25 protein-coding genes and 1 riboswitch are annotated in these 22,468 nt (G+C 40.0%); of the genes, 18 read left to right on the forward strand and 7 right to left on the reverse strand.

Translation table 11 applies throughout. From position 1 onward, the window contains the following. Positions 1–398: 398 nt before the first annotated feature. On the forward strand, positions 399–3,530 hold the full coding sequence (locus tag ERX37_RS00615) for a DUF3427 domain-containing protein (RefSeq protein ID WP_165981928.1): 3,132 nt from the start codon (positions 399–401) through the stop codon (positions 3,528–3,530). Positions 3,531–3,541: 11 nt separating this feature from the next. On the opposite strand, the gene ERX37_RS00620 is transcribed toward ERX37_RS00615, so the two are convergent. Continuing rightward, positions 3,542–3,934 carry a (deoxy)nucleoside triphosphate pyrophosphohydrolase gene (locus tag ERX37_RS00620; protein WP_133428712.1) on the reverse strand — a complete coding sequence of 131 codons (393 nt, stop codon included), beginning with the start codon at positions 3,932–3,934 and terminating at the stop codon, positions 3,542–3,544. Between the two features lie 221 nt (positions 3,935–4,155). Between ERX37_RS00620 and ERX37_RS00625 the strand changes: the two genes are divergently transcribed. From ERX37_RS00625 to ERX37_RS00650, 6 genes are all read left to right on the forward strand, one after another. After that, positions 4,156–4,374 (forward strand): helix-turn-helix domain-containing protein, encoded by a 219-nt coding sequence (locus ERX37_RS00625; RefSeq protein WP_133428713.1) that lies wholly within the window; start codon positions 4,156–4,158, stop codon positions 4,372–4,374. 246 nt (positions 4,375–4,620) lie between these two features. Next, complete coding sequence (locus ERX37_RS00630; protein WP_133428714.1) at positions 4,621–4,857, forward strand: hypothetical protein; 237 nt, start codon at positions 4,621–4,623, stop codon at positions 4,855–4,857. A 277-nt stretch (positions 4,858–5,134) separates the two neighbouring features. Further along, a complete protein-coding gene (locus ERX37_RS00635; protein WP_133428715.1) occupies positions 5,135–5,335 on the forward strand; it encodes a DUF6366 family protein in 201 nt (66 codons plus the stop codon). Between the two features lie 108 nt (positions 5,336–5,443). Further along, the gene (locus ERX37_RS00640) at positions 5,444–6,880 is read left to right on the forward strand and encodes a 6-phospho-beta-glucosidase (protein WP_133428716.1); all 1,437 of its coding nucleotides are present in this window, start codon (positions 5,444–5,446) and stop codon (positions 6,878–6,880) included. Positions 6,881–6,883: 3 nt separating this feature from the next. Continuing rightward, positions 6,884–7,060, forward strand: coding sequence for an HAD hydrolase family protein (locus ERX37_RS00645; RefSeq protein ID WP_133428717.1), 177 nt, complete (start codon positions 6,884–6,886; stop codon positions 7,058–7,060). Positions 7,061–7,193: 133 nt separating this feature from the next. Continuing rightward, a complete protein-coding gene (locus tag ERX37_RS00650) occupies positions 7,194–7,553 on the forward strand; it encodes a hypothetical protein (RefSeq protein ID WP_165981929.1) in 360 nt (119 codons plus the stop codon). A 33-nt stretch (positions 7,554–7,586) separates the two neighbouring features. Here ERX37_RS00650 and ERX37_RS00655 read toward each other — a convergent pair whose 3' ends face one another. Together ERX37_RS00655 and ERX37_RS00660 are read right to left on the reverse strand one after the other, a co-directional pair. Beyond that, positions 7,587–7,892 carry an arsenic metallochaperone ArsD family protein gene (locus ERX37_RS00655; protein WP_133428719.1) on the reverse strand — a complete coding sequence of 102 codons (306 nt, stop codon included), beginning with the start codon at positions 7,890–7,892 and terminating at the stop codon, positions 7,587–7,589. Positions 7,893–7,962: 70 nt separating this feature from the next. After that, positions 7,963–8,316 (reverse strand): hypothetical protein, encoded by a 354-nt coding sequence (locus ERX37_RS00660; RefSeq protein ID WP_133428720.1) that lies wholly within the window; start codon positions 8,314–8,316, stop codon positions 7,963–7,965. 149 nt (positions 8,317–8,465) lie between these two features. Between ERX37_RS00660 and ERX37_RS00665 the strand changes: the two genes are divergently transcribed. Together ERX37_RS00665 and ERX37_RS00670 are read left to right on the forward strand one after the other, a co-directional pair. After that, the gene (locus ERX37_RS00665; protein ID WP_165981930.1) at positions 8,466–9,962 is read left to right on the forward strand and encodes an N-6 DNA methylase; all 1,497 of its coding nucleotides are present in this window, start codon (positions 8,466–8,468) and stop codon (positions 9,960–9,962) included. Positions 9,963–10,045: 83 nt separating this feature from the next. Next, positions 10,046–11,464, forward strand: a complete 1,419-nt coding sequence (locus tag ERX37_RS00670) for an MDR family MFS transporter (RefSeq protein WP_133428722.1) — start codon at positions 10,046–10,048, stop codon at positions 11,462–11,464. A gap of 62 nt (positions 11,465–11,526) precedes the next feature. On the opposite strand, the gene ERX37_RS00675 is transcribed toward ERX37_RS00670, so the two are convergent. Further along, positions 11,527–12,240, reverse strand: coding sequence for a hypothetical protein (locus tag ERX37_RS00675; RefSeq protein WP_133428723.1), 714 nt, complete (start codon positions 12,238–12,240; stop codon positions 11,527–11,529). Positions 12,241–12,326: 86 nt separating this feature from the next. Here ERX37_RS00675 and ERX37_RS00680 point away from each other — a divergent pair, with 86 nt between their 5' ends. The 5 genes from ERX37_RS00680 to ribH all read left to right on the forward strand — a co-directional run bounded on the left by ERX37_RS00680 (position 12,327) and on the right by ribH (position 17,328). Further along, the gene (locus tag ERX37_RS00680; protein WP_133428724.1) at positions 12,327–13,784 is read left to right on the forward strand and encodes an FAD/NAD(P)-binding protein; all 1,458 of its coding nucleotides are present in this window, start codon (positions 12,327–12,329) and stop codon (positions 13,782–13,784) included. A gap of 67 nt (positions 13,785–13,851) precedes the next feature. Beyond that, positions 13,852–13,981: riboswitch (FMN riboswitch) on the forward strand. A 111-nt stretch (positions 13,982–14,092) separates the two neighbouring features. After that, a complete protein-coding gene (gene ribD / locus ERX37_RS00685) occupies positions 14,093–15,121 on the forward strand; it encodes a bifunctional diaminohydroxyphosphoribosylaminopyrimidine deaminase/5-amino-6-(5-phosphoribosylamino)uracil reductase RibD (protein ID WP_133428725.1) in 1,029 nt (342 codons plus the stop codon). Then, positions 15,102–15,701, forward strand: a complete 600-nt coding sequence (locus tag ERX37_RS00690; protein ID WP_133428726.1) for a riboflavin synthase — start codon at positions 15,102–15,104, stop codon at positions 15,699–15,701. The genes ribD and ERX37_RS00690 overlap by 20 nt, the downstream gene beginning before the upstream one ends. Beyond that, positions 15,686–16,870, forward strand: a complete 1,185-nt coding sequence (gene ribA, locus ERX37_RS00695; RefSeq protein WP_133428727.1) for a GTP cyclohydrolase II — start codon at positions 15,686–15,688, stop codon at positions 16,868–16,870. Before ERX37_RS00690 ends, ribA begins: the two co-directional genes overlap by 16 nt. Next, positions 16,867–17,328 carry a 6,7-dimethyl-8-ribityllumazine synthase gene (ribH, locus tag ERX37_RS00700; RefSeq protein WP_133428728.1) on the forward strand — a complete coding sequence of 154 codons (462 nt, stop codon included), beginning with the start codon at positions 16,867–16,869 and terminating at the stop codon, positions 17,326–17,328. The genes ribA and ribH overlap by 4 nt, the downstream gene beginning before the upstream one ends. A 43-nt stretch (positions 17,329–17,371) precedes the next feature. Here ribH and ERX37_RS00705 read toward each other — a convergent pair whose 3' ends face one another. Together ERX37_RS00705 and ERX37_RS11690 are read right to left on the reverse strand one after the other, a co-directional pair. Beyond that, entirely contained in the window at positions 17,372–18,370 is a 999-nt protein-coding gene (locus ERX37_RS00705) for a proline dehydrogenase family protein (RefSeq protein ID WP_133428729.1), read from the reverse strand. 131 nt (positions 18,371–18,501) lie between these two features. Continuing rightward, complete coding sequence (locus tag ERX37_RS11690) at positions 18,502–18,630, reverse strand: hypothetical protein (protein WP_268234320.1); 129 nt, start codon at positions 18,628–18,630, stop codon at positions 18,502–18,504. A gap of 146 nt (positions 18,631–18,776) precedes the next feature. Between ERX37_RS11690 and ERX37_RS00710 the strand changes: the two genes are divergently transcribed. From ERX37_RS00710 to ERX37_RS00720, 3 genes are all read left to right on the forward strand, one after another. Continuing rightward, positions 18,777–19,856 (forward strand): AAA family ATPase, encoded by a 1,080-nt coding sequence (locus ERX37_RS00710; protein ID WP_133429642.1) that lies wholly within the window; start codon positions 18,777–18,779, stop codon positions 19,854–19,856. After that, positions 19,856–20,596 carry a nicotinamide riboside transporter PnuC gene (gene pnuC / locus ERX37_RS00715; RefSeq protein WP_133428730.1) on the forward strand — a complete coding sequence of 247 codons (741 nt, stop codon included), beginning with the start codon at positions 19,856–19,858 and terminating at the stop codon, positions 20,594–20,596. The genes ERX37_RS00710 and pnuC overlap by 1 nt, the downstream gene beginning before the upstream one ends. A 107-nt stretch (positions 20,597–20,703) precedes the next feature. Beyond that, the gene (locus ERX37_RS00720; RefSeq protein ID WP_133428731.1) at positions 20,704–21,039 is read left to right on the forward strand and encodes a hypothetical protein; all 336 of its coding nucleotides are present in this window, start codon (positions 20,704–20,706) and stop codon (positions 21,037–21,039) included. 16 nt (positions 21,040–21,055) lie between these two features. Here the strand turns inward: ERX37_RS00720 and ERX37_RS00725 are convergent, their stop codons facing one another. After that, entirely contained in the window at positions 21,056–21,568 is a 513-nt protein-coding gene (locus ERX37_RS00725; RefSeq protein ID WP_133428732.1) for a gamma carbonic anhydrase, read from the reverse strand. A 66-nt stretch (positions 21,569–21,634) separates the two neighbouring features. Here ERX37_RS00725 and ERX37_RS00730 point away from each other — a divergent pair, with 66 nt between their 5' ends. Next, on the forward strand, positions 21,635–22,432 hold the full coding sequence (locus tag ERX37_RS00730; RefSeq protein WP_133428733.1) for an alpha/beta fold hydrolase: 798 nt from the start codon (positions 21,635–21,637) through the stop codon (positions 22,430–22,432). The last annotated feature ends 36 nt before the right edge of the window (positions 22,433–22,468 follow it).

A 22,468-nucleotide genomic window follows, 5' to 3' on the forward strand; every position in this document is an offset into this window, starting at 1 on the left:
CATATTATAAATTAATTCAGTGCTTAAAAGTAAATAATTGCTAATATGGAAATAAAAAGATTTGAAGAATATCTATCTGTTACGTTCGACTTAAAAAGGGGAAATACATGACTCTTAATAGGGAGATAGAACAGTATCTGGAGAAGCATTACCTACTTCATTTTAATAAGAAGGTAAATCTGAAAGTCACTCACTTAGTGGACAGAGGATTTTACTATCAGTTTCATCTGTGGAAAGACAATGTCGTGAGTATTGGTGAGACAGTGTTAAAGGATGATTTGATACAAAAGTTATAAATAAAATGATTAAAGGAACTGGTATCAATTGGTATCGGATTTTTTGTATACTTGTATTAATATAAATTCATGAAGTTGTACTTCATCAAAGTGAGGGATTTTATGCAAATTTTTGGAAAAAATAATAATGATACATATCTTTTTGAAACGTTTGAATCATATCAAACAAAAAATCATGAATATAATATTAATCAAAAAAATTTAGATATAGATAAAACAATTAAATATTACATTAATAATAATGAATTTGAAATTGCGAAAAAAATTCTTAATAAGTCAGACGAAAAAGAATTACTAGAATATATAATTACGTTGGAAAAAGATGTTGAAGAAGTTCCTTTTAATATTAAATTAATTGGTAATGAGGAATTTGAAGTTCATAAAGATTTCCAATTGCTTGAAAGTAAATTAATTATTAATAACTTTGAAACATCAGAAAATTTACTAGAACAATTAATTTCAGAATTAAATACTTGTGATAATTTTGATATAATTGTAAGTTTTATTAAGAATTCTGGATTAAATACACTTGTTAGCACATTCAATAATCTTAATAAACGTGGTATACGCGGAAGAATAATAACAACGACTTATATGAGTGTTACCGATGCAGCAGCCCTTCGCACTTTATTGAATTTTGATAATATTAAATTAAAAATTTATGAAAGCTCTAATAGTTCTGATAGTTTTCACACTAAAGGTTATATTTTTCATCGTCATGATGGTCATAAAGATGGATTAAGTTCAGTAATTATAGGTTCATCAAATCTTTCAGAAGTTGCCCTAAAAACTGCAGAAGAATGGAACTTAAGAACTTATAAACGTGAAAGTGATAATATTTTTGATGAAACCTGGAATAGATTTGAAGCAATATGGAATCATCCGCAAACACATGAAGTCACCGAAGGCTATATAAAGCAATATGAAAAATTTATAAAAGATAAGAATATATTAAGACCTTATTTTTATACGTTTAATTCAACTAAAGAAGAGGATTTTAGTACTTCGCAATCATTGGTTCCGAACTCAATGCAGAAAGAAGCACTTAAAAATTTAGAATTACTCGTGCAGCAAGGAGGAAATAAAGCGTTGGCTATTGCTGCAACAGGTACGGGTAAAACATTTCTTAGTGCATGGTGCGCTAAGCAATTGAACCCTAGTAAAGTTTTATTCATCGCTCACCAAGATGAATTACTAAATGGTGCAATGAAAACATTCAAGCAGGTTTATAATAAATATAGTGATGATCAGTTTGGAAAGTTTAAAGGACAACTGCGTGAAAATAAGAAGTTTACATTTGCTTCAATTCAAACTTTGGCTAACCATTATACAAACTTTTCAAAGGAAGAATTTGATCTGATTATTATTGATGAATTTCATCACGCTAGTGCTAATAGTTATCAAAAAATCATTGATTACTTTGAACCACAATTTTTACTAGGTTTAACCGCTACTCCTGAAAGAGCTGATGGTAATAATATTTATGAGTTAGTTGATAATAATATTATTATTAACGTAAGACTAAGAGAAGCACTTGAACATGAATTACTAGTACCTTTTCAGTATTACGGTATCAATGATGATTATGTAGAACTTGAGCAACGTGATAAATTATCAGAAGAAGAACTTCTTGCAGCATTAGTTAAACATAATAATGAGCGTGTTGATTTTATCATTGATAATATCAATAAATATGCAATTGCTGGAAAAAGGAAATGTATAGGCTTCTGTCAAAATATCAAACATGCAGAAATGATGACTAGAGAATTTAATGAAAAGGGTTTTACTACTGTATGTATAACTGGAAACAACAGTTTTGAAGAAAGAACAACTGCGATCAAGAGACTACAAAATGATAATGATCCATTAGAAATTATTTTCACGGTTGATTTATTTAATGAAGGTGTTGATATACCTCAGATAAATTTGATTTTATTTTTAAGACCTACAAAGTCTCCTGTTATTTTTACACAGCAGTTAGGACGAGGATTACGTAGACATCAATCTAAAGAAATGTTAGTAGTATTAGACTTTGTTATAAATGATTCTAACAATTACATGATTCCCATCGCACTAATTGGAGAGAAAAACTTTAAAAATAAAAGTGAGATAAGAGCTCACGTGAAAAGAAATTTAAAAGATTTATCTAAATATATGCATATTGAATTAGATAAAAAATCTAAAGAGAAAATTTTGAGATCATTAGAAAATTTTAATCCTTATGGTAAAAGAGAAATAATAAAAGAAATAAAAACTTATGTATCAGAGATAAGTAATGATAATCGCTGTAAGCAATTAAATATTTTAGATTTCGAAAATGATAATGCGCCAAATCTTAGTTTAATTTTCAAAGTGAAGGGGCTATCTAACCTTTCTTTAATTAATAAAACGATTAAGAATGAAAGAAAAGTTGATTCCCTTATTAATAAAAGTGAGCGCTTAACAAATCTGTTCAATAATATTACTTACTTTTTACCTGTAAGAAGATTATTTGATTTTATAGTTTATACAAATACTTTAATTAATGGAAAAGTAAATCTTTTATCTCAAAAAGAGTATATTGAGGAAAAGTTAGAAGTCGAATTAAATAATCTTTCTTTAAAAAAACTTGAAATTGCCATTGAAAGAACTGCTAATAAATACAAAGACATCTTTGAAATACAAAGTGACTTTATAGTTTCTAAGGATCAATATGATGAAAAGATATTAAACGAAATTAAAATGTATCAAACATTTGGTTTGAACCAATATCACAAGACAATGAAGGTGGATTACTTAAATCATTTTATACCATTCGAATTTGATAAAGAGTATACAACATTAGATCTTGCTGATATGATGCGGGACAATCCTGCAAGCGGTTCTTGGATGAGAGGATTTGAATCAAGAGGCAATCATCATTTCATTTTAGTAACAATTAATAAAGGTGAAGATAAAAAGAAAGTTAATCATGACTATGAAGATTATTTTATAAATAATAAGAAGTTTCATTGGGAGTCATCTAGTAGTGTGATAGAAACAAATAAAGTAAAAAGTTTAATTCAAAATACAGCAGAGGAACATCATTTTCATCTATTAGTCAGAAGAAAGGCTAAAGATGTTTTTACACAGCCGTACAAATATCATGGAGAAGTTGAATTTGAATCAATGGGTGGAGATCAACCTATTAACGTAATATGGAAATTAAAAAATCCTGTGTCAAAATTTGTGTTAGAGGAATATTTAAATAAGTAATGGAAGATGTATTAAGCATCTTCCATTACTTTTTTTACCGCTGGAATATCAGCGGGAGCCCATTCTAATGAAAATAGTTCATTGGCAGGAAGCCATTTGATCTGTTTATGTTCAGCTAGATAAATATCACCAGAGATAATATTTGAATAATATGTCGTTAATTCGATAGTTGCAAATTCATATTCATGAACTGTTGTAACTACTTTGTCATTCACTAGTATTGTACAGTTCATTTCTTCTTTAAGTTCTCTTTTCAATGCATCTTCTGGCTGTTCATTACTTTCAATTTTCCCGCCTGGAAATTCCCATAGAAGTGGGAGGGACATAGATTCACTACGTTGAGCACATAAGATCATATTGTCTTTTGTTATTACTGCACCAACAACACGAATGTATTTTTTCATAAGTAAGCTCCTAATCATGTAAGTAATGAAGAAATAATTAATCATTATAAACTATTGTAATGTATTTTCTCCTTCGAACTCAAATACTAGAGTAAATATATTTAACTATTAATTATATAACAAATAAATGTTGTGGAGAGGATTATTGCAGAGTTAGCAATAATCCTCTTTTTTACCTATGCCATTGTTAACCTCGCTTATAAAAAAGCGGGGTTTATTTTATGGATAACGCACAAATCATGGCGGCAATTAAGTATCATCGTGAGAATCTGGGCTATACATCAAGTGAAGTTGCAGATGCCATTGGTTATGATGTCTCGAAATATTCGCGTCTCGAAAATAATAAACAGCCTATACTGGGCTCGGAAATGGTCAGCATTGCTCAGTTGTTCAATATGACCCTTGATGAGTTGATTCATATTCCGACCAGAAAGAGATGACGTCGTTTTGTTATAATAGAGCAAAACGAGTGAGGGATGGATATGATCACCTATGATGATTTGAAGTTCTGGCTTAATTACCGCAAGAGTTATCTCGAAGCACAGCTAGCTGGCAAGACTATTTGTTATTCTTCTGCTGGTGATATCGCCCAGTAGCTGGCTGACGTTCAGTCTGCTCTTGAAAATATAGATAATCTAAAGGATGCTGACAGAGAGTCGTTGTTCCAGCGGCTCAAAAAGTTTGATATGGACGGGCGTGAGCCTGTTAGTGTTGATATGCTTGATGATTTGAAGGAAGGTCTCGATTATATTTATCAGGATAAACGGATTAATGACAAGGCTGAGTTATTACAGGAAATCATGAGAAGTACAGATTATAGCCACTATTCTTATATGGAGCAAGATTTGGAGCGTTTCGGCTACGTTCGTCCTTTTGTCCGTGATTTGAGAGGCTGGCTGCAGGGTAACATGGGCTTGTCGTAATCGTGCTGAGGAAGCGAGATACCGAGCAGCTGCAATGTACCGCCAGGGTTATGACGATGATGAGTTATATATTGAGAGATGGGATTAGGGGTGCCTAGCTTGTCTGACTTATAATGAGATAATTGATATATACCTTACATTGACTGGATATATTTATTTGTCGTGACATATATAGGAATTAAGATTCAACTAATGAATAAGTGCGTCCCGTACCTGTATTAAGCAGTATAAGCGTAGGACGCGCTCTTTTTTATAATTATAACTAGGGGGATGCTAAATGAATCATAAGCCATCAGATTCTAGGGAAGAACTAAGACAACAGGAACTGAACAACAGTCTGGGAAACTTAAACGATAGTATGAATGAATCACAGCGTGGGCTGGCTGACTTGACTGGTGGTATGAGTAGTACGGCAATAGGGCTTGTCATACTGTTATTATTACTTTTAGTCTTGATAGGATGGTTATTATTCCAATAACAGACAAGCGTTTTTATAGCGCATGTTGTTTATTTTCAAGACCTTAATTCCTTTTTAACTCTAATACCTTTACAATAAAGACATCAAGTTAACGAAAGGTGGTTTCACATGACAAAATTACCAGAAGATTTTATGTGGGGCGGGGCTTTAGCTGCTCATCAGTTCGAGGGTGGATGGAATCAGGGAGGCAAGGGTCCTTCTGTGGTTGATGTACTGACAGCTGGAGCGCATGGCGTTCCAAGACGTATTACGAATAAAGTTGAGCCGGATGAGTTCTATCCGAATCATGAGGCGATTGATTTTTATTCGAATTATAAGGAAGATATCGCATTGTTTGCCGAATTAGGACTGAAGGTTCTGCGTACTTCCATCGGCTGGACGCGCATTTTTCCACGTGGTGATGAGTCTGAACCGAATGAAGCGGGGTTACAGTTTTATGATGATGTCTTTGACGAACTGCTGAAACATGGTATTAAGCCTGTTATCACACTCAGCCATTTTGAGATTCCGCTTCATCTCGCTCGTGAGTATGGTGGCTTCCGCAGCCGCGAAGTCGTTGACTGCTTTGCACGTTTTGCTGAAGTGGTCTTTGAACGCTATAAAGATAAAGTAGAGTACTGGATGACGTTCAATGAAATCAATAACCAGATGGACGTCAATAACCCGTTATTCCTGTGGACGAATGCAGGGATCCAGGTAGAAGAAGGCGAAGATGCACGTGCTGTCATGTATCAGTCAGCTCATCATCAGTTACTGGCGAGTGCTAAAGCAGTCCAGATCGGTCGTCGTATCAATCCTGACTTCAAGATCGGTGCCATGGTCTCTCATGTGCCGGTCTATCCGTTCTCCTGTCATCCGAAAGACATCATGGCAGCAGAGATTGCGAACCGTGAGCGTTTCTTTTTCCCGGATGTGCAGGTCAGAGGTCACTATCCTGCCTATGCCTTAAAGGAACTGGAGCGTATCGGGGTCAGTCTGCCGATTGAAGCGGGCGACGCAGAGATTCTGGCTGCAGGTACAGTCGATTATCTCGCATTCAGTTATTATATGTCGACAGTCGTCAAGCACGATGCGGTGAATGAGCAAAGTGACAGTATCATCAACGGGGGTCTTGAGAATGGTGTGGATAATCCATACCTGAAAGCTTCTGACTGGGGCTGGACGATTGATCCGGATGGTCTGAGATACACCCTGAATACGCTGTACAATCGTTATCAGCTGCCGCTGTTCATTGTTGAAAATGGTTTCGGCGCTTTTGATGAGGTGGTGGATGGATGTATTCATGACGAGACGCGTATCGAGTATTTCAGAACCCATATTGAAGCACTGAAAGCAGCTGTTAATGAAGATGGCGTTGACTTGTTGGGCTATACACCGTGGGGCATCATTGATGTAGTCTCCTTTACAACGGGTGAGATGAAGAAGCGTTACGGCATGATTTATGTTGATCGTGATAACGCTGGTAACGGCTCAATGAAACGTCTGAAAAAAGATTCGTTTGCCTGGTATAAAAAAGTTATCGAAACAAACGGGGAAGCGTTATAGTCAATGTTTAAATTAATCGCGCTTGATGTTGACGGGACTTTGATTGCAGATGACCGGACGATTACGGAGAGAACGAAAAATGCATTGATTAAAGCGCAGGAGCAAGGCAGAAGATTATTGAGTGTAACAAACCGGCATATAGCCGTTTTTGTTAATAGTTATTTTAGAACAGTACTTTAATTCATAAAATATATACGTATTGTTTTAAACCTTGATATAATAGAGATTAGAAAGAACTAAACTGAAAATCTGAATGAAGATGACTCATCCTTATTCATCAGATGACTCTAGCTTTATTAAGGAGAAGACGATTATGCCTTATTTTGAATTTTTGATTGCCGTAAAAAAGAAAGACATGGAAACAATCGGTATGCTGGTTGGAGATGATGTTTATAGTTCGCTCATCAGAGTAGATGGTACACGTGATGTCCTGAAACGTGAGGAGCTTCTGAAGCATATTCAGCTGAAGCTCGATGAAACACTCAATTGGGACTTTGATATTGTGTATAAAGAAGATGTGCAGGATCGTATCATTGCATTGATGGAAGTGAACCGTGAGCTTATTGAAGATGGCAACAAGAAAGAACGAGTTATATGGTTTCTGACATTCCAGCAGGCAGCGGATAAATATAAGTTAGTCCGGTTCTTCTCGGAATATCTGGATATTAAATAAAAAGCATGAAGCGATTCGCTTCATGCTTTTTTATTAATGACAGCCTTCTGTCGTGCAGCGTTTACCTATGCCGTGTAGTTGATTGACGATAATGAGTTCGCCTGCTTCTTCCTGAGTTAAATAGGCACTCGTTTTAATTACTTCACCATTCATCACTGTGATAGGGAGTTCCTCTGTCTGCATGATTTCTTTGATGGGGTCATTAAACGCTTCAGGTTGTTCATGAATATCATAATGTGTCACTTCAATATGGTTTTGTTCAAGCTGATTGATCATCATAGCGATATTGAAGCGGTCGCTGTCTGAAACTGTTGAAAGATCTTCGTAGATTACGAGCATACTCACACCCCTTTAAGTTTAAGTATACCCGCTTTCATGCTTTTATTTTCTGACGCTTTGGTGACAATTGTCATCCAAGCTTAGCGTTAACTTCCGTCAGAAATTCTTCAAGAAGAATAATCTGCAGTTCGTGTTCCAGGTCGGATAGATGCTTTCTCTTTGCTAGTGCGTGTGCATAGCTTCTGATGGGTTTCTGTTCTTCTGCCAGATAATCAGCAAGTACATGATGCTTAGTCCGATTCAAAGGTTTGGTCTCTACTTGTTCCAGCTGCTCGTCTACTGGATGTTCATCGAACGTATACTGATTGACGCGTGACTTCAGCTGATCATAGCGACTGTAATAGTAGTTGTAGGCAGTACGGCTTCTGTAATGATGTTCTTTAATGGCTTTCATTTCCTGCAGTAATTCTTTTTTTAATGGCAATTCAATCACTCCATTCAGGTTGTTTTTAACCTCTATAATATAAAATAAAAAATATTATTTGTCAACAGGTTACTAATAACCTCTATTGACTTATGGGTGATAAATTATTACGATAGGATGACTGAGTTCATACTGAGGGAGGTTGTATGATGAAATCGATACAGATCAATGAATCTACTGCTGCTCGTCTGATGAGAGGTCTGCAAGGCGACACTGATGCAAATGACTGGTTTAACGAACTCTCTGACAGGGAGGTTGTCGAGTTGTTTGATGAGTGTGCAGCAGCAGGCTTCTATGAGACCACTTTCTTTAAGGAAGGTGAAAAGATTGCCATCGCTTTATTCAAGGCGTTAGGGTCCGGTGGAGATGTGCTTGATATTGGTTCTGGAAGTGGTCATTTCATTCGTCATGCTGGTATCGGCACGTCTTATAAAGGTGAAGAAATTGACGAGCGACAGGTGAAACTGAGCCGTCAGTTGATCGAAAAGGCTGGAATACGTCATGCTGAGATTGAGCAGGTAGATGCTCTTCTGAACTTTGGCTCTCGGCATTATGATCAAGTGTTCTGTAATATGCCTTTTATCAGCCGGATTGATAAACGCTATTTTCAGTCGTTAAGTGAACTATCTGATTACCAGGTCGAAACACGGTCGCTGCCGGACTGGCTGTTTGCTATCCGGGTTGTAGAATCTCTGAAAGAACGAGGGATCGGTATTGCAATCATGCGTTTGAACTCTCTTAACAGCGTGAAAGACCGTGAGATTAGAGAACAGATGATCAAGGGGGGACACATCCGTGCAGTGATTGCGCTACCTGGGCAGTTATCACGATTTACGACCGCTGAGATGGCAGTTGTCGTTTTCGATAAGGGCTACGGGGGCGCTGTGTCATTTGTGGATGCAAGTGAGATGTGGACAAAAACAGAGAGTCGGCACTATAGACAGCTTGCTGCTAGTCAGATTGAAACGATTGTACAGTCAGTGCTGTCTGGTAGTGATATTTCGGTCAGTGCGACTCTTCAGCAGATTGACGGTCAGCACTATCAGATGAGTCCACATCTTTATTTATCAGCCGGACACGACAGTGGGCATCGTTTGGAAGATGTGGCACTTGTATACAGAGGGCGGGATATGACAAAGAAGGAACTGGATGAAGAGGGACAGAAAGAACAGGCAGGTTATCTGCTGAATCTTTCTGAGCTGCAGGACTCTTATATCGGTCAGATGAAACAAGGGCTTAGCGCAGAGATGGTACAGAATCGTGAGAAGTTAAAATTAATAACCGGAGATATTCTTTTAACAGCAAGAGGATCCACATTGAAAATCGCCATGGTAGCAGAACAAATAAGTGCCGGACATGTGATACCGAGTTCCAATATTATGGTGATTCGTTGTCACTCCATTGATCCTTATTTCGTTTTTGCTTACTTGAACAGTCATGAAGGGCGAGCACGCCTGACTCATATGCAGACTGGCAGTTCACTTTTCGTCCTGAGTCTCAAGAATATGCAGCAGCTGATGATTCCATACGAAAATAAGAATGTAGCTGTTCAGATGCACAAGGAACTCTCCGCTTATCAGACATTGATGAAACAAGTCGAACAGTATCATCAGCAGCTGCCAGATATTTATGATGACTTCCAGTAATTAATAGAGGCATTTTCATCCTCTAATGTGATAAAGTTGAATAGGTAGCCCTCTACTTTTATTTTACTGTGAAAGGAAAAACAATGAAGAAATCTAATATTATTATGTATATCTTTATGACAGGCGCGTTTTTCACATTCCTCAATGAGACGCTGTTAAATATCGCCCTGACTGAACTGATGCATTATTTTAAGGTCGATGCACCGACAGTTCAGTGGCTGGCGACTGGTTTTATGCTTGTCATGGGGATGTTGATGCCACTATCCGCATCACTTGTCCAGTGGTTCTCGACCCGCCGAATGTTCATGGGTCTGATGACTGTCTTTCTTATCGGAACGTTGATTGCAGGTTTTGCAGTTAACTTCCAGATGCTGCTGCTAGGCCGGATGATCCAGGCAGCAGGTACAGGCTTACTGATGCCGACGATCATGACGGCGATGTTACTGCTTTTTGAACCACACGAACGAGGTAAAGCGATGGGGAATTTCGGTCTTGTGATGATGTTCGCACCCGCTATCGGTCCGACGTTATCCGGTATTATCGTTGACCTATTAGGCTGGCGCTGGCTGTTCTTTTTAGTCGTACCCTTCGTCATCGGTTCCATTCTGCTCGCTTATCGTTTCCTTGAGAATGTCACAGAAGTCACGAAACCTAAGATTGACCTCGTATCAGGTATACTCTCTTCACTAGGGGTGGCGAGTGTAATTTATGGATTTAGTTCCGTCAGTACGAGTGAAGGGGCATTCTTAAATCCAGTTGTTCTCGCAACTATTATTCTAGGTGCTGCTGCACTGCTCGCCTTTGGTCTGCGACAACGTAAACTTGCAGATCCGATGCTGGATCTCTCTGTTTTCAAGTATCCGAACTATAGCCGGGGCATGTTCATCTTTGTAGTGGTCGTGATGGCGCTCTTCGCATCGAATATTGTCATGCCTATCTATCTGCAGGGACCGATGGCATTCTCAGCCAAAGTGGTCGGCATGATTTTACTGCCAGGTGCTTTATTGAACGGTTTACTTTCACCTGTTATGGGCCGGATATTCGATAGAATCGGGCCTCGTAAAATGATTATCCCGGGCCTTACAGTCCTCGCATCTGTGATGTTATTCTATTCATTTATTCATCCGGGTATTCCCGTTTACATCTTTATCGCGGCTTACATTCTATTGATGGTAAGTATCTCGATGATTATGATGCCGAGTAATACGAATGCACTTAATCAGTTGCCGAAAAAACTTTATCCGCATGGCACGGCCATCAGTAATATGATGCAGCCTATTGCGGGTGCGATGGGAGTCTCCATCTTCATCAGTATCATGACACATGGTCAGAAAAAAGCACTGGAAGGTATCTCAAATCCAACTGCAAGTCAGCTGAATGAAGCACTGACAACAGGCGTGCATCACTCATACTGGTTTGCGACATTCCTTGTGATCAGCGGGCTGATTATGTCATTTTTCATCACACGCAGTACAGCACCAAAAGAAAATACAAATGTATAAAAGAACAAATGACTCAACAACAAATAAAGACCGATTCCCTAAAAAGAAATCGGTCTTTATTTTTATTCGCCTACTGTTTTCGCTTGCTTGACTTCATTCGGAATTTCAAGTTTGACGTTATTGATGTCTGAGAATGTCGTCACAGCATTATTTTCAATTGCTGTTTCTTTGTTTTTCAGTTTCAGGTCATTGGTGATTTTTTCTATCTGATTGTTTTTATTGAAATTAACGGTGATGGTGTTATGGATATCTGGGAACTTTTTCTGCAGGTCTTTGATGGCTTTTTTATCGTTCTCTTGTTGTCCGAATATTTTCAAGTATTGTTCATAGCTTGTGATTGTTTCTGTCAGTGTACCCGATTTGTAATCAGCATCTTTCAGCTTGTCGATCAGTTTAAACTGTTCACTGTAGAGAAGTGGTGTAGTCATAGCAAGCAGCTGTGAGCCGCCTAGTTTTGATGCATCAATCCACTGACCGTCCTGCTGAAGAATGGCTTTATTCTCGTAGACATAGAATTTGCCATTCTCCTCCTGATTTTTTACGGTGACTTCCTGATTGTCATCTTTATCTTTTTTCAGGCTGAGATAGGTTTGGGAGGATTTGCTGTTTTCTTTTGTCTTATTTTTATAAGTAGATGCATACGATTTTACGTCCTGTTTCGTTTCCTGTGCCGCTTTTATCTGCGATGCTGTGTCAGTTACTTGAATGTCTTTGTCTGCCTGACAACCTGCCAGCACTATTGTCGCTAATAAGCCGGCTGTTAATTTTTTATACATATTATGCCTCCGAATTTCGTCTGTCTTTAGTATAATGATAATAATAGCTTATTCGCAACTGAAGTTATAACGAAAAGGAGTCTATTATGAAAATTGCAATTATCGGTGGTGGCGTTGCAGGTACGCATGTCCTCAAATATTTATTGAACAATAAATTGAGCAAAAAGATGGATATTACAGTTTTTGATGATCAGAAGTATATGGGGAAAGGTCGGGCATTTCAATATGAGGATGTAGAGCTGCTGCTGAACTTCCCGGCGAATCAACTGTCTATGAAGCGTAATAAACCAGAGGATTTCCTGAAGTGGGTGGAGAAAAATTATTCTCTTGAGTCTGTACAGGAGCGCGAAGGGGATAATACGAATCAGGAAGGCAATATTTATTTCTCTCGTCAGCTGTTCGGTAATTATATGAATGACCAGTTCGACAGTCTTGTTAAAAAGGGTAAAGTGAGAGTGATTACGGATCATATTAGAACGATTGATAAGGTGAAGGATGGTTATTCACTGTCAACTCAGAATGAAGCCTATACATTTGATTATATATTTATGACAAGTGGTCAGCTTTATCCGCGCGACCCTTATCATCTGAATGGCACTGATAACTATATCTCGTGGCCTTATCCAATGCATACACTGTCTATAGAACCTGATAAGGATTATGCAGTGATTGGTGCAGGACTCAGCGGTCTGGATTGTATTCGATACCTTTATAAAGAAGGTGTAAGAGGTATTACAGTTGCTTCGCATTCCGGTGAAGTTCAGTCGGTGCGGGGCAAGATGGTTAATTATAAATTCAAGTATTTTACTGCGGCTGCCTTCCGTAAAATCCGTCATAAAAATAATGATTTTATTCCGCTTGAGAAGGCAGTCGAACTGTTCAAGAAGGAATGTGAATATCAAGGTATCAATCTTGATCAGTTCTACGGTGTATCGCGTAAAAATCCGTTACAGGCGATGCAGTTCGATCTTAAACATCATGAAGCAATCGGGGCACTGCAGTCAGCCATCTATCAGACGATGTTCGAAGCACCGCTGATCTGGCCGTTTATGACGCGTGAGGATAAAGCAGAGTATCTGGAAACATATGCACCGTTTATTGCTCACTACTCCAATCCAATGCCTGAACCCAGCGCAGAGGAAATGATTGACCAGCTGGAGAATGGTGAAGTGAAAATCAAGCCAGGACTTAAGGCTGTTGAATATAAGTATCGTAAGTTCCGCCTCTATTACGAGGATGGTTCAGAAGATCGTGTCCATTACGTCATCAATGCGACAGGCCCGGCTAAACACTTAAGTCAGACAGAGCCAGGACAGATGGTTAACAGCCTGTTGAATAATGGACTGATTGCAGCACATGCTGATGGTGGTATTCAAGTGATGCCTGAAGATAGCCGCATCATCAGTCCTAAATATGGGGTATTGAATGATTTCATTGCGCTCGGTCAGATGACGGGCGGCGTTAATTACAATAATAACGGTGTCTATGAATTGCTGCTAGAAGCAAGACGTGTAGTGAAAGCATTTTACTCACGTATTAAGTAAGCCTGTTGCATTTACCTGAAAATTTCAGTACGATAGTCATGTTAGGCAACTAACAGAATTCAATATAATATTCTTTCGGGGCAGGGTGTAATTCCCAACCGGCGGTGATAGCCCGCGACCCAGTATCTTTTTTGATGCTGGCTGATTCAGTGTAACTCTGAAGCCGACAGTTAAAGTCTGGATGGGAGAAAGAATAAGACACCATTGTAAAATGGTCTATTTGGAATGGATTTTTTACAAGGTCTTATTTGTGATACCTAAATTTAAGCCGCCCCTCGGGGCGGCTTTTTTATTTTGAGGAGGCACAGATGTATATTGAACAGGCATTTGAACTAGTTAAAATGACGACGGGACAGACAGGACGTAACCCTGCTGTCGGCTGCATTATAGTAAAAGAAGGCGTCATCATCGGTATAGGTGCGCATCTGAAGGAAGGTACAGCTCATGCCGAAGTACAGGCTATCCGCATGGCGGGCGATGCACGTGATGCTACGCTTTATTGCACGCTTGAACCTTGCAACCATAGAGGGAAAACCCCGCCATGTACGGAAGCGATTATTGCTGCAGGTATAAAAAAAGTCGTATTTGCTGAACGTGACACAAGTCTGGATAATACCGGTATCCGTCATATGGAGGCACATGGTATTACAGTCGAGCATCGTCCAAATGAGATTATCAGCCGCTATTATGAGGCATTCTTCATATCGAAGGAAACGAACAGACCATTTGTGACATTGAAGCTGGCGACGACTCTTGATGGTAAACTTGCAGATGATGCAGGCAACAGTAAATGGCTGACAGGTGAAGCGTCACGTCGTGATGTCCACGCGCTGCGACATCGCCATGATGCTGTACTTGTCGGTCGCTCCACATACGAAGTCGACCATCCGAAGCTTGATGCACGTCACGTCAGTGATAAAATACCGGCGAAAGTCATTGTGACACAGTCAGGTGATGTGGAGATCCATAATCAGGATATCGACAGTGCGCAGCGACTGATTGTTATAGGACCGAAGCCGGTTGAACAGGCGGAGACGATTGTAACAGATGACTTCAGACCCGCGCGTATTCTTGAGCTGCTCTTTCAGGCAGGGATCAGTCGATTGATGATTGAAGGTGGCTCAAGGGTGCTCAGTGAATTTATAGAACAGGATTGTTTTGATGAAATCGTCATTTACTATGCCCCGAAATTACTTGGCGGTACACTGAACAATCGCTTTTATCATACGTTGGAAAGTCGGATGATCGATCTCGAGCTGACAGATGTCGCACGCTTCGATGATGATATCAGATTGACCTACAGAAAGGGGCAGACAGATGTTCACAGGACTCATTGAAGAAATAGGTACGGTTGAACGAATCAGGCAGCAGGGTGCAATCAAGATGACAATCGGCTGCAGTAAAATTTTAGAGGATATCAAAATCGGTGATTCTATCGCAGTGGACGGAACGTGTCTGACCGTCACATCGTTTACTGACACATCCTTCGATGTCGATGTGATTATCGGTACTTCTGACCGCACGAAATTTAAGACGGTCAGTACAGGTTACAAAGTAAATCTGGAGCGTGCGCTGCTGCCGACTACACGTTTAGGGGGACACTTTGTCTCAGGACATGTTGATAGTACAGGCAAAGTGCTGCGTAAACTGTCTAAAGGAAATGCTATCGTCTATCATATCAGTCTCGAGCGGAGTGACCTGAAATATGTTATTCCAAAAGGTTCCATCTCAGTGGACGGCACTTCCTTGACCATATTTGATCTGAAAGCTAATTATTTCGAGATTCAGCTGATTCCAGAAACGCAGGCAGCGACTAAACTAACGACCCTGAAACCGGGTGACACGGTTCATCTCGAATTCGATATGCTCGGTAAATACATCGTCAGACAGGAGGCGCTGTCATGTTCGATAGAATAGAAGATGCACTGATTAATCTGAGAATGGGTAAGCCGGTCATCGTGGTTGACTCAGAGGACAGAGAAAATGAGGGAGATCTTGTGGCGGTGACAGAATTCATGAAGCCGGAAGTCCTGAACATGATGATTACAGAAGCACGTGGACTCGTCTGTGCACCTGTCTCAGAAGAAATAGCCGCTAAATTTAACTTAGCACCGATGACGATTCAAAACAATGATCCTCATGGTACAGCCTTTACAGCAAGCATTGATCATGTGACATCGACAACAGGTATTAGTGTAAACGAGCGATATGATACAGTCCGTGCCTTACTCGGGCCTGACACAGCCTGCTTCAATTCACCGGGTCATATCTTTCCGCTCATTGCAAGAGATGGAGGTGTGTTGATTCGTCAAGGTCATACAGAGGCATGTGTGGACTTAGCGACATTATGCGGTGCACAAGCGACAGGGGTGATCTGTGAAATCATTAAGGAAGACGGCACGATGGCGCGTCGTGATGATCTGGTGCTATTTAAACAGCAGCATGACTTGAAGATGATTACGATTGAAGCACTGGTCCATTACCGTAAAAAACATGAAGCACTGGTCGGACGTGCGGCGGTTGTAGATATGCCGACTTTATTCGGACATTTCACAGTCTACGGCTACGAGGAAATCTATAGTGATAAGGAACATGTCGTCTATATGAAACCTTTTGAAGGTATTCCAGATGTGCGCCTGCATTCTGAATGTCTGACGGGTGATGTCTTTCATAGTAAGCGCTGTGATTGCGGCGTACAACTGGAAAATGGATTGCGTCATATCGAAGAGCAGGGCGGCCTACTGATTTATTTAAGACAGGAAGGGCGCGGCATTGGGCTGATCAATAAGCTGAAAGCCTATGAAAAAATTGAACAGGGCTTAGACACAGTAGAGGCGAATGCGGCACTGGGATTTGAAGCGGATCTGCGTGATTACGGAGTAGCAGCTTCAATACTCAAGGATTTGGAAATTCCATCCGTCAATCTTATCACCAATAATCCGCGGAAAATAAAAGGTCTGGAAAGATACGGTATAGACGTCAGACAGCGTATACCGCACCAGTTTTTGAGCAATCCCGCTAACAGTCAGTATCTAGCTACAAAAAAAGATAAATTAGGACATTTACTGGAGGAGAAATTAATATGAAATTTGATGCTAAAGTAACAGGACAAGGACTTAGAATTGCTATCGTCTCTTCACGCTTCAACCATTTTATTACGGATAGATTAAATGAAGGTGCATTAGATACATTGATTCGTCACGGTGTAGAGGAAGCAGACATCGACCAGCTGCTCGTACCGGGTGCATTTGAAATACCTTTCGTCGCGCAAAAACTGGCGAAGCAGGGTAAATATGATGCCATTATCACATTGGGCTGCGTGATTCGCGGTGCCACTACACATTATGATTATGTCTGTAATGAAGTCGCAAAAGGTGTATCCAAAGCGAATGAATTGGGTGTGCCGGTCATCTTTGGTGTACTGACAACTGAATCCATTGAGCAGGCGATTGAACGTGCCGGCACTAAAGCAGGTAATAAAGGCGCAGAAGTGGCTGTAGCAGCGATTGAAATGGCTAACTTAAATAAAATGCTTGAAGCATAAAAAATAAGCCTCAGTGAAAATCACTGAGGCTTATTTTTTTTGATTACTTACGCAGTTTAGTTGCAATAACAGCAAGTGCTGAAACAGCTGCAACAGCGCCGGCACCTACTGCAATATTTTTATTTACTTCTGGTGTGAAGATGGATTTAGTAACGAGCTGTAAGTTCTGCGGACGCTCTGCAAGACGACGCATAAAGTAGCCGTACCAATCCTGTCCGAATGGCACATAGACACAGAACTGATAGCCTTGCTTAGCAATTTCTTCCTGCAGCTCAGTACGGAAACCGTAAAGCATCTGGAATTCAATCAGGTCTTTGTTTAAGTTGTGCTGATTGATGAACTTCTTGGCATGCTCGATAATTTTATCGTCATGTGTGGCAATAGAAGTCATTGTTCTAGCACTAAGGAGACGCTGTTCAATTAACTTAATGAAGTTTTCATCGATATCTTCCTTATTCTGATAAGCCACATCCGGTGTTTCCTTGTAAGCGCCTTTTACTAGACGAAGACGCACATCTCTGTATTTTTCGATATCATCTGTTGCACGGAATAAGTAAGCTTGAATCACTGTACCGATATTTTTGAATTCCCCTTTTAAGCGGTCAAGAATCTCGAAGGTCTGGACAGTATGCTTGTAGTCTTCTGTATCCAGATTGATGTGCATATGACCATGCTGATGTGCGGCCATTAAGATTTCGCGCACGTTCTCATAGCAGAATTCTTTATCGACATCGAGACCAATCTGTGTCAATTTGATTGACATATGGGCTTTAACACCTGAATTATCGAGGGCTTTAATCATCGCAATAATCTCTTCTTTAGCTTTTGTCGCTTCTTCTTTTGAGAAGACGAATTCACCTAAGTTATCGACTGTTGCTGTAATACCTTTACTATTCAGGTCTTTGATCGCAGTGATAGTTGAAGGGATATCGACGCCTGCAACCACTTTATTTGCACCGAGTGACAGACCATATTTCTTTGCTGCTTCGTTTAATGCCTGATTTTCACTCAACATAATGAAGAAATCTTTTGTTAATCCCATGGTGATACCTCCTAATGTTTTCATATAACTTAATACATTTTACTACAAATAATCAAAAAGTTAAGCGTTTTCTTAAAAGTCAGGAGGCGTTATTTTGTGAAAAAATACACTTAACATAATAAAAAAAGTGTCTAATCTTCAGATTGGACACTTTTATCAGCGATAATTCGGCTATCAAGCGGTTGGGCACTAATATCAATCAGTTGTGGTAAAGCGGTCAGCAGGCATAGAACGATAATGGTTTTTTTAATCAGCTGCATAGTATCCTCCTTATGTTCTCTTCTTTTTTAGTTTAGCCTGATAATATAAAGAATAGATTAAGGATTTGTAAATAAATTATATATTTTAGCAGTACAGGTTGTTCAGAAACATGTATAATAATGAAAACGAAAAAGGAGCAGCGACTATGAGAGATCTAGGTGTTTACTTTGGAACATTTGCCCCGTGTCATATCGGACATTTTGAACAGATTGTCAGAGCAAAGCGTGAAAATGAGCGGGCACTTGTTATTGTATCGGGTTATGAAGGGGATAGAGGCGATCTGGCAGGGATGAGTCTTGTCAATCGTACAAAGGCGATGCGCGAGCTGTTGAAAGACGATGATAATGTCACTGTGATGAAACTGGACGAGACGGATATCCCTAAATATCCGGCAGGCTGGCAACCATGGCTTGAACTGCTGCAGGCGCACATTGAAGAGGTTGGCAACTTCAATACTGTGACCTTCTACGTCGGTGAAGATGAGTACATTGAGCCGTTACAGACTTACTTCGATGCAGAGTGGCCGGCGCGCGATGTGATTATTACACGTGTAGATAGAAGAATCACAGGCATCAGCGGAACATCAATCCGTGAGAACCCAATCTATAACTGGGACTATGTCACACGTCCATTCCGCCGCTTCTTTGTGCAGAATGTCCTGATTATTGGTACAGCAAGCACTGGTAAGACAACATTAACCCGCGATTTAGCGCGACGTTATTCCACTTCCTATTCACTTGAATATTCTCGTGAATATCAGACGGAACGACAGGTGAAAGATGATGAACTGGATATTAAGGATCTGCAGGCGATAGGTATCGGACAATATGAACTGAACCGCAAGCATATTCACTCACCAGGAACACGCAAAGTCTTTTTTGCAGATACAGACGTTATGACTACAAAGCTGTATTCTAAAATTTATCTATCTGATGAAGAATACGCGCATATTGCACCCGTTTTTGATTTTTATATTTCACAGCAGACGTGGGCACTGATCCTTCTGTTGCCGCCAACCACGAACTATGTGGATGACGGCTTCCGGGATATGTCACAGGCTGATATGGATTCACGTAACAAAATGCATCAGATGTTCCTGGATGAATTGGAGCAGCATGGACTTATGGAACAGACGGTTATTCTAAAAGGTGAGAGTTTCCAGGATAAATATGAGGAAGCCCATCGTTTAGTTGACGAACTCCTGGCAGAAGGGAAGGATAACTAATGTTTCTGATTAAAGATTTTAAAGGATTTACAGTCTATGAGAAAGTGATGTTCGCACTATTTCTAATCATTCAAATTGCTGTATTCATTTATTTCTGGAAGAAAGACGGGAGTGCGGACTGGTTAAATATCGTAGCGGGTCTCTCCGGGGTTCTATGTGTCATTATGTCGGCGAAAGGCAGGCTCAGTACGTTCTTCTACGGTCTGATTCAAGTGGCCTCATATGGCTATATCAGTTTTGAACATAAGTATTACGGTGAAGTCGGCTTACAGGTTGTCTTCGGGATATTTCAGTTTGTCGGCCTTTATTTCTGGATTAAAAATATGCATAGCGATCATTTGACGGAAGATCCTAATGTACAGGAGGTCGATTCACGTAGTCTCAACGTTACAGGATGGGGACTGACAGCGGCTATCACTGCAATCATCTATGCGATTGTTGTCTATATCCTGATTTCACGGACAGATGCCAAGCAGCCATGGGTCGACGGAGTAGCGACCAGTCTGAGTCTTGTGGGTCAGACTTTGATGACACTTCGATATAAAGAGCAGTGGCTCTTCTGGATTGTGATTAATATGGTCTCTATCTTTTTATGGGCAAGAGGGATGTTCCAAAACGGTGGTGTAGATGCAGCAGGCATTTCTATGGTTACGATGTGGGTGGCCTTCCTGATTAATAGTGTCTATGGTTACTACTACTGGAAAAAGCTTCAACATGTGCAGGTCAATGAGAAATATTAATTTTTTGTAAAGAGGGCGTGTCATTCTTTAAAAAATCTTAATAATTATTCAGATAGTAGAATGATAGAATAAAACTATATTTATGAATAATTTAAAGAGGTGTATCTATGTTTAAAGATATGGCATTCTATTTGTTCGGTCATGAGATTGATCCATTTTTCCAGCTTTTTATTTTTGAACCCATTATTATTACAATCATTGCAGTGCTTGTGGCTATGGTGACAAAAAAGGCCTGGACAATGGCGCTCGTCATTATTTTACTGAATATTATCGACAACGTTATTGATGTCAACTTTTTGTTCGGAGATCAAGGTATAGGAACGATTATTACACAGAATATTGCTTTTTTCTTCTCTAACTTCTTCTCTATGTTCTATGAGTTTGTCTTTAGTTTCTTACTGGCAGGACTGCCATTCATGCATAAAAAATTCGGTATCGCTTAAGCGATACCGAATTTTTTTATTGATGCTCTTTTTTATAGAGTTGCGCTTTTTCAGCATATTCAGTGACGATACGTGTCATATCCTCATAGTCGGCATCCGTTAATTCACGTACCACTTTGGCAGGACGACCGAATGCGAGTGTGCGAGGTGGAATCTTCGTGCCAGGTGTGACAAGTGAACCTGCGCCGATAAAAGCATATTCACCGATTTCAGCACCGTCAAGTATAGTGGAGTCCATACCGACCAGTGCATGATGGCGGATAACAGCTGAATGAAGGGTGACGCGATGTCCGACTGTCACGTAGTCTTCGATGATGAGAGGTTTATCAGGTGACTGATGAAGGCAGCATAGATCCTGTATATTGCTTTCTTTACCGATTGTAACCGGACTGACGTCACCTCTAATCACGGCGTTGTACCAGACAGAAGCACCTTCAGCGATTTTGACATCACCTGTGATGACTGCATTCGGCGCAATAAAAGCAGTATCATGAATTTCCGGAAATTGATTGTGATAGTTGACAAGCATAATGAATCTCCCTTTCTTTTTTTGTTATAATTAAGCATATCATGAAACATGAAGAGAGGCAGAATTATGTGGAAGTGGGAAACAGATAAAACAGCAAAAGGCGTTGTCGTCATCGTGCATAATATTTTAGAGCATCATGGCCGCTATGCCTGGTTGATTATGCAACTGAGACGACGAGGCTACCATGTCATCATGGGTGATCTACCTGGACAGGGACAGACGTCGCGCGTCAACAGAGGACACATCAATTCTTTCGGGGATTACCGTGAAGCTGTTCTTGACTGGATCGATGTGGCGGAGGAATATTATCTGCCGGTTTTTGTGGTAGGTGTGGGTCTGGGTGGCTTGATTATAACCAATCTGCTCGAGCATGTGACACTTCGAGTAGAAGGTGTTATTTTAATATCTCCTTTATTCGGTTTTCAGCATACAACGACAACTCGCAAAAATTTCTTTGCGTCCAGTTTCGGCGGGACTTCAAAAGATGCCAAGTTTGATCTGGGTATTGATTATGCGACTCTCACTCGCAATGAAGAAGCGGTAGCTGAGATTGAAAATGATTCGCTTGTACTGAAACAAGTGAGTTTCCACTGGTATCGTTCGATCATTGAGACAATGAAGGAGACGATGGAGCATCTGGAACGGATTGAACCTCTTGCGATGCAGCTGCATTATGGCACCGAAGATCAATTAATCGATCTCGACCAGATTAAAATCTTTGAGCGTGAAATGGCGTGTGAAGCGATGGAGTGGGAAGGCTATTATCATGAATTGCATCATGAGCCTGAGAATGATAAGGTGCTGCGGGAGATGGTTCGATTTATGGATAAGAGAATCGAACATATAGGGTTGATAGTTAAATAAAAGGGTAAAGTGAGTCTTATAGACATGACTGACGGG

Source organism: Macrococcus hajekii (assembly GCF_004359505.1).
Lineage (GTDB): Bacteria > Bacillota > Bacilli > Staphylococcales > Staphylococcaceae > Macrococcus > Macrococcus hajekii.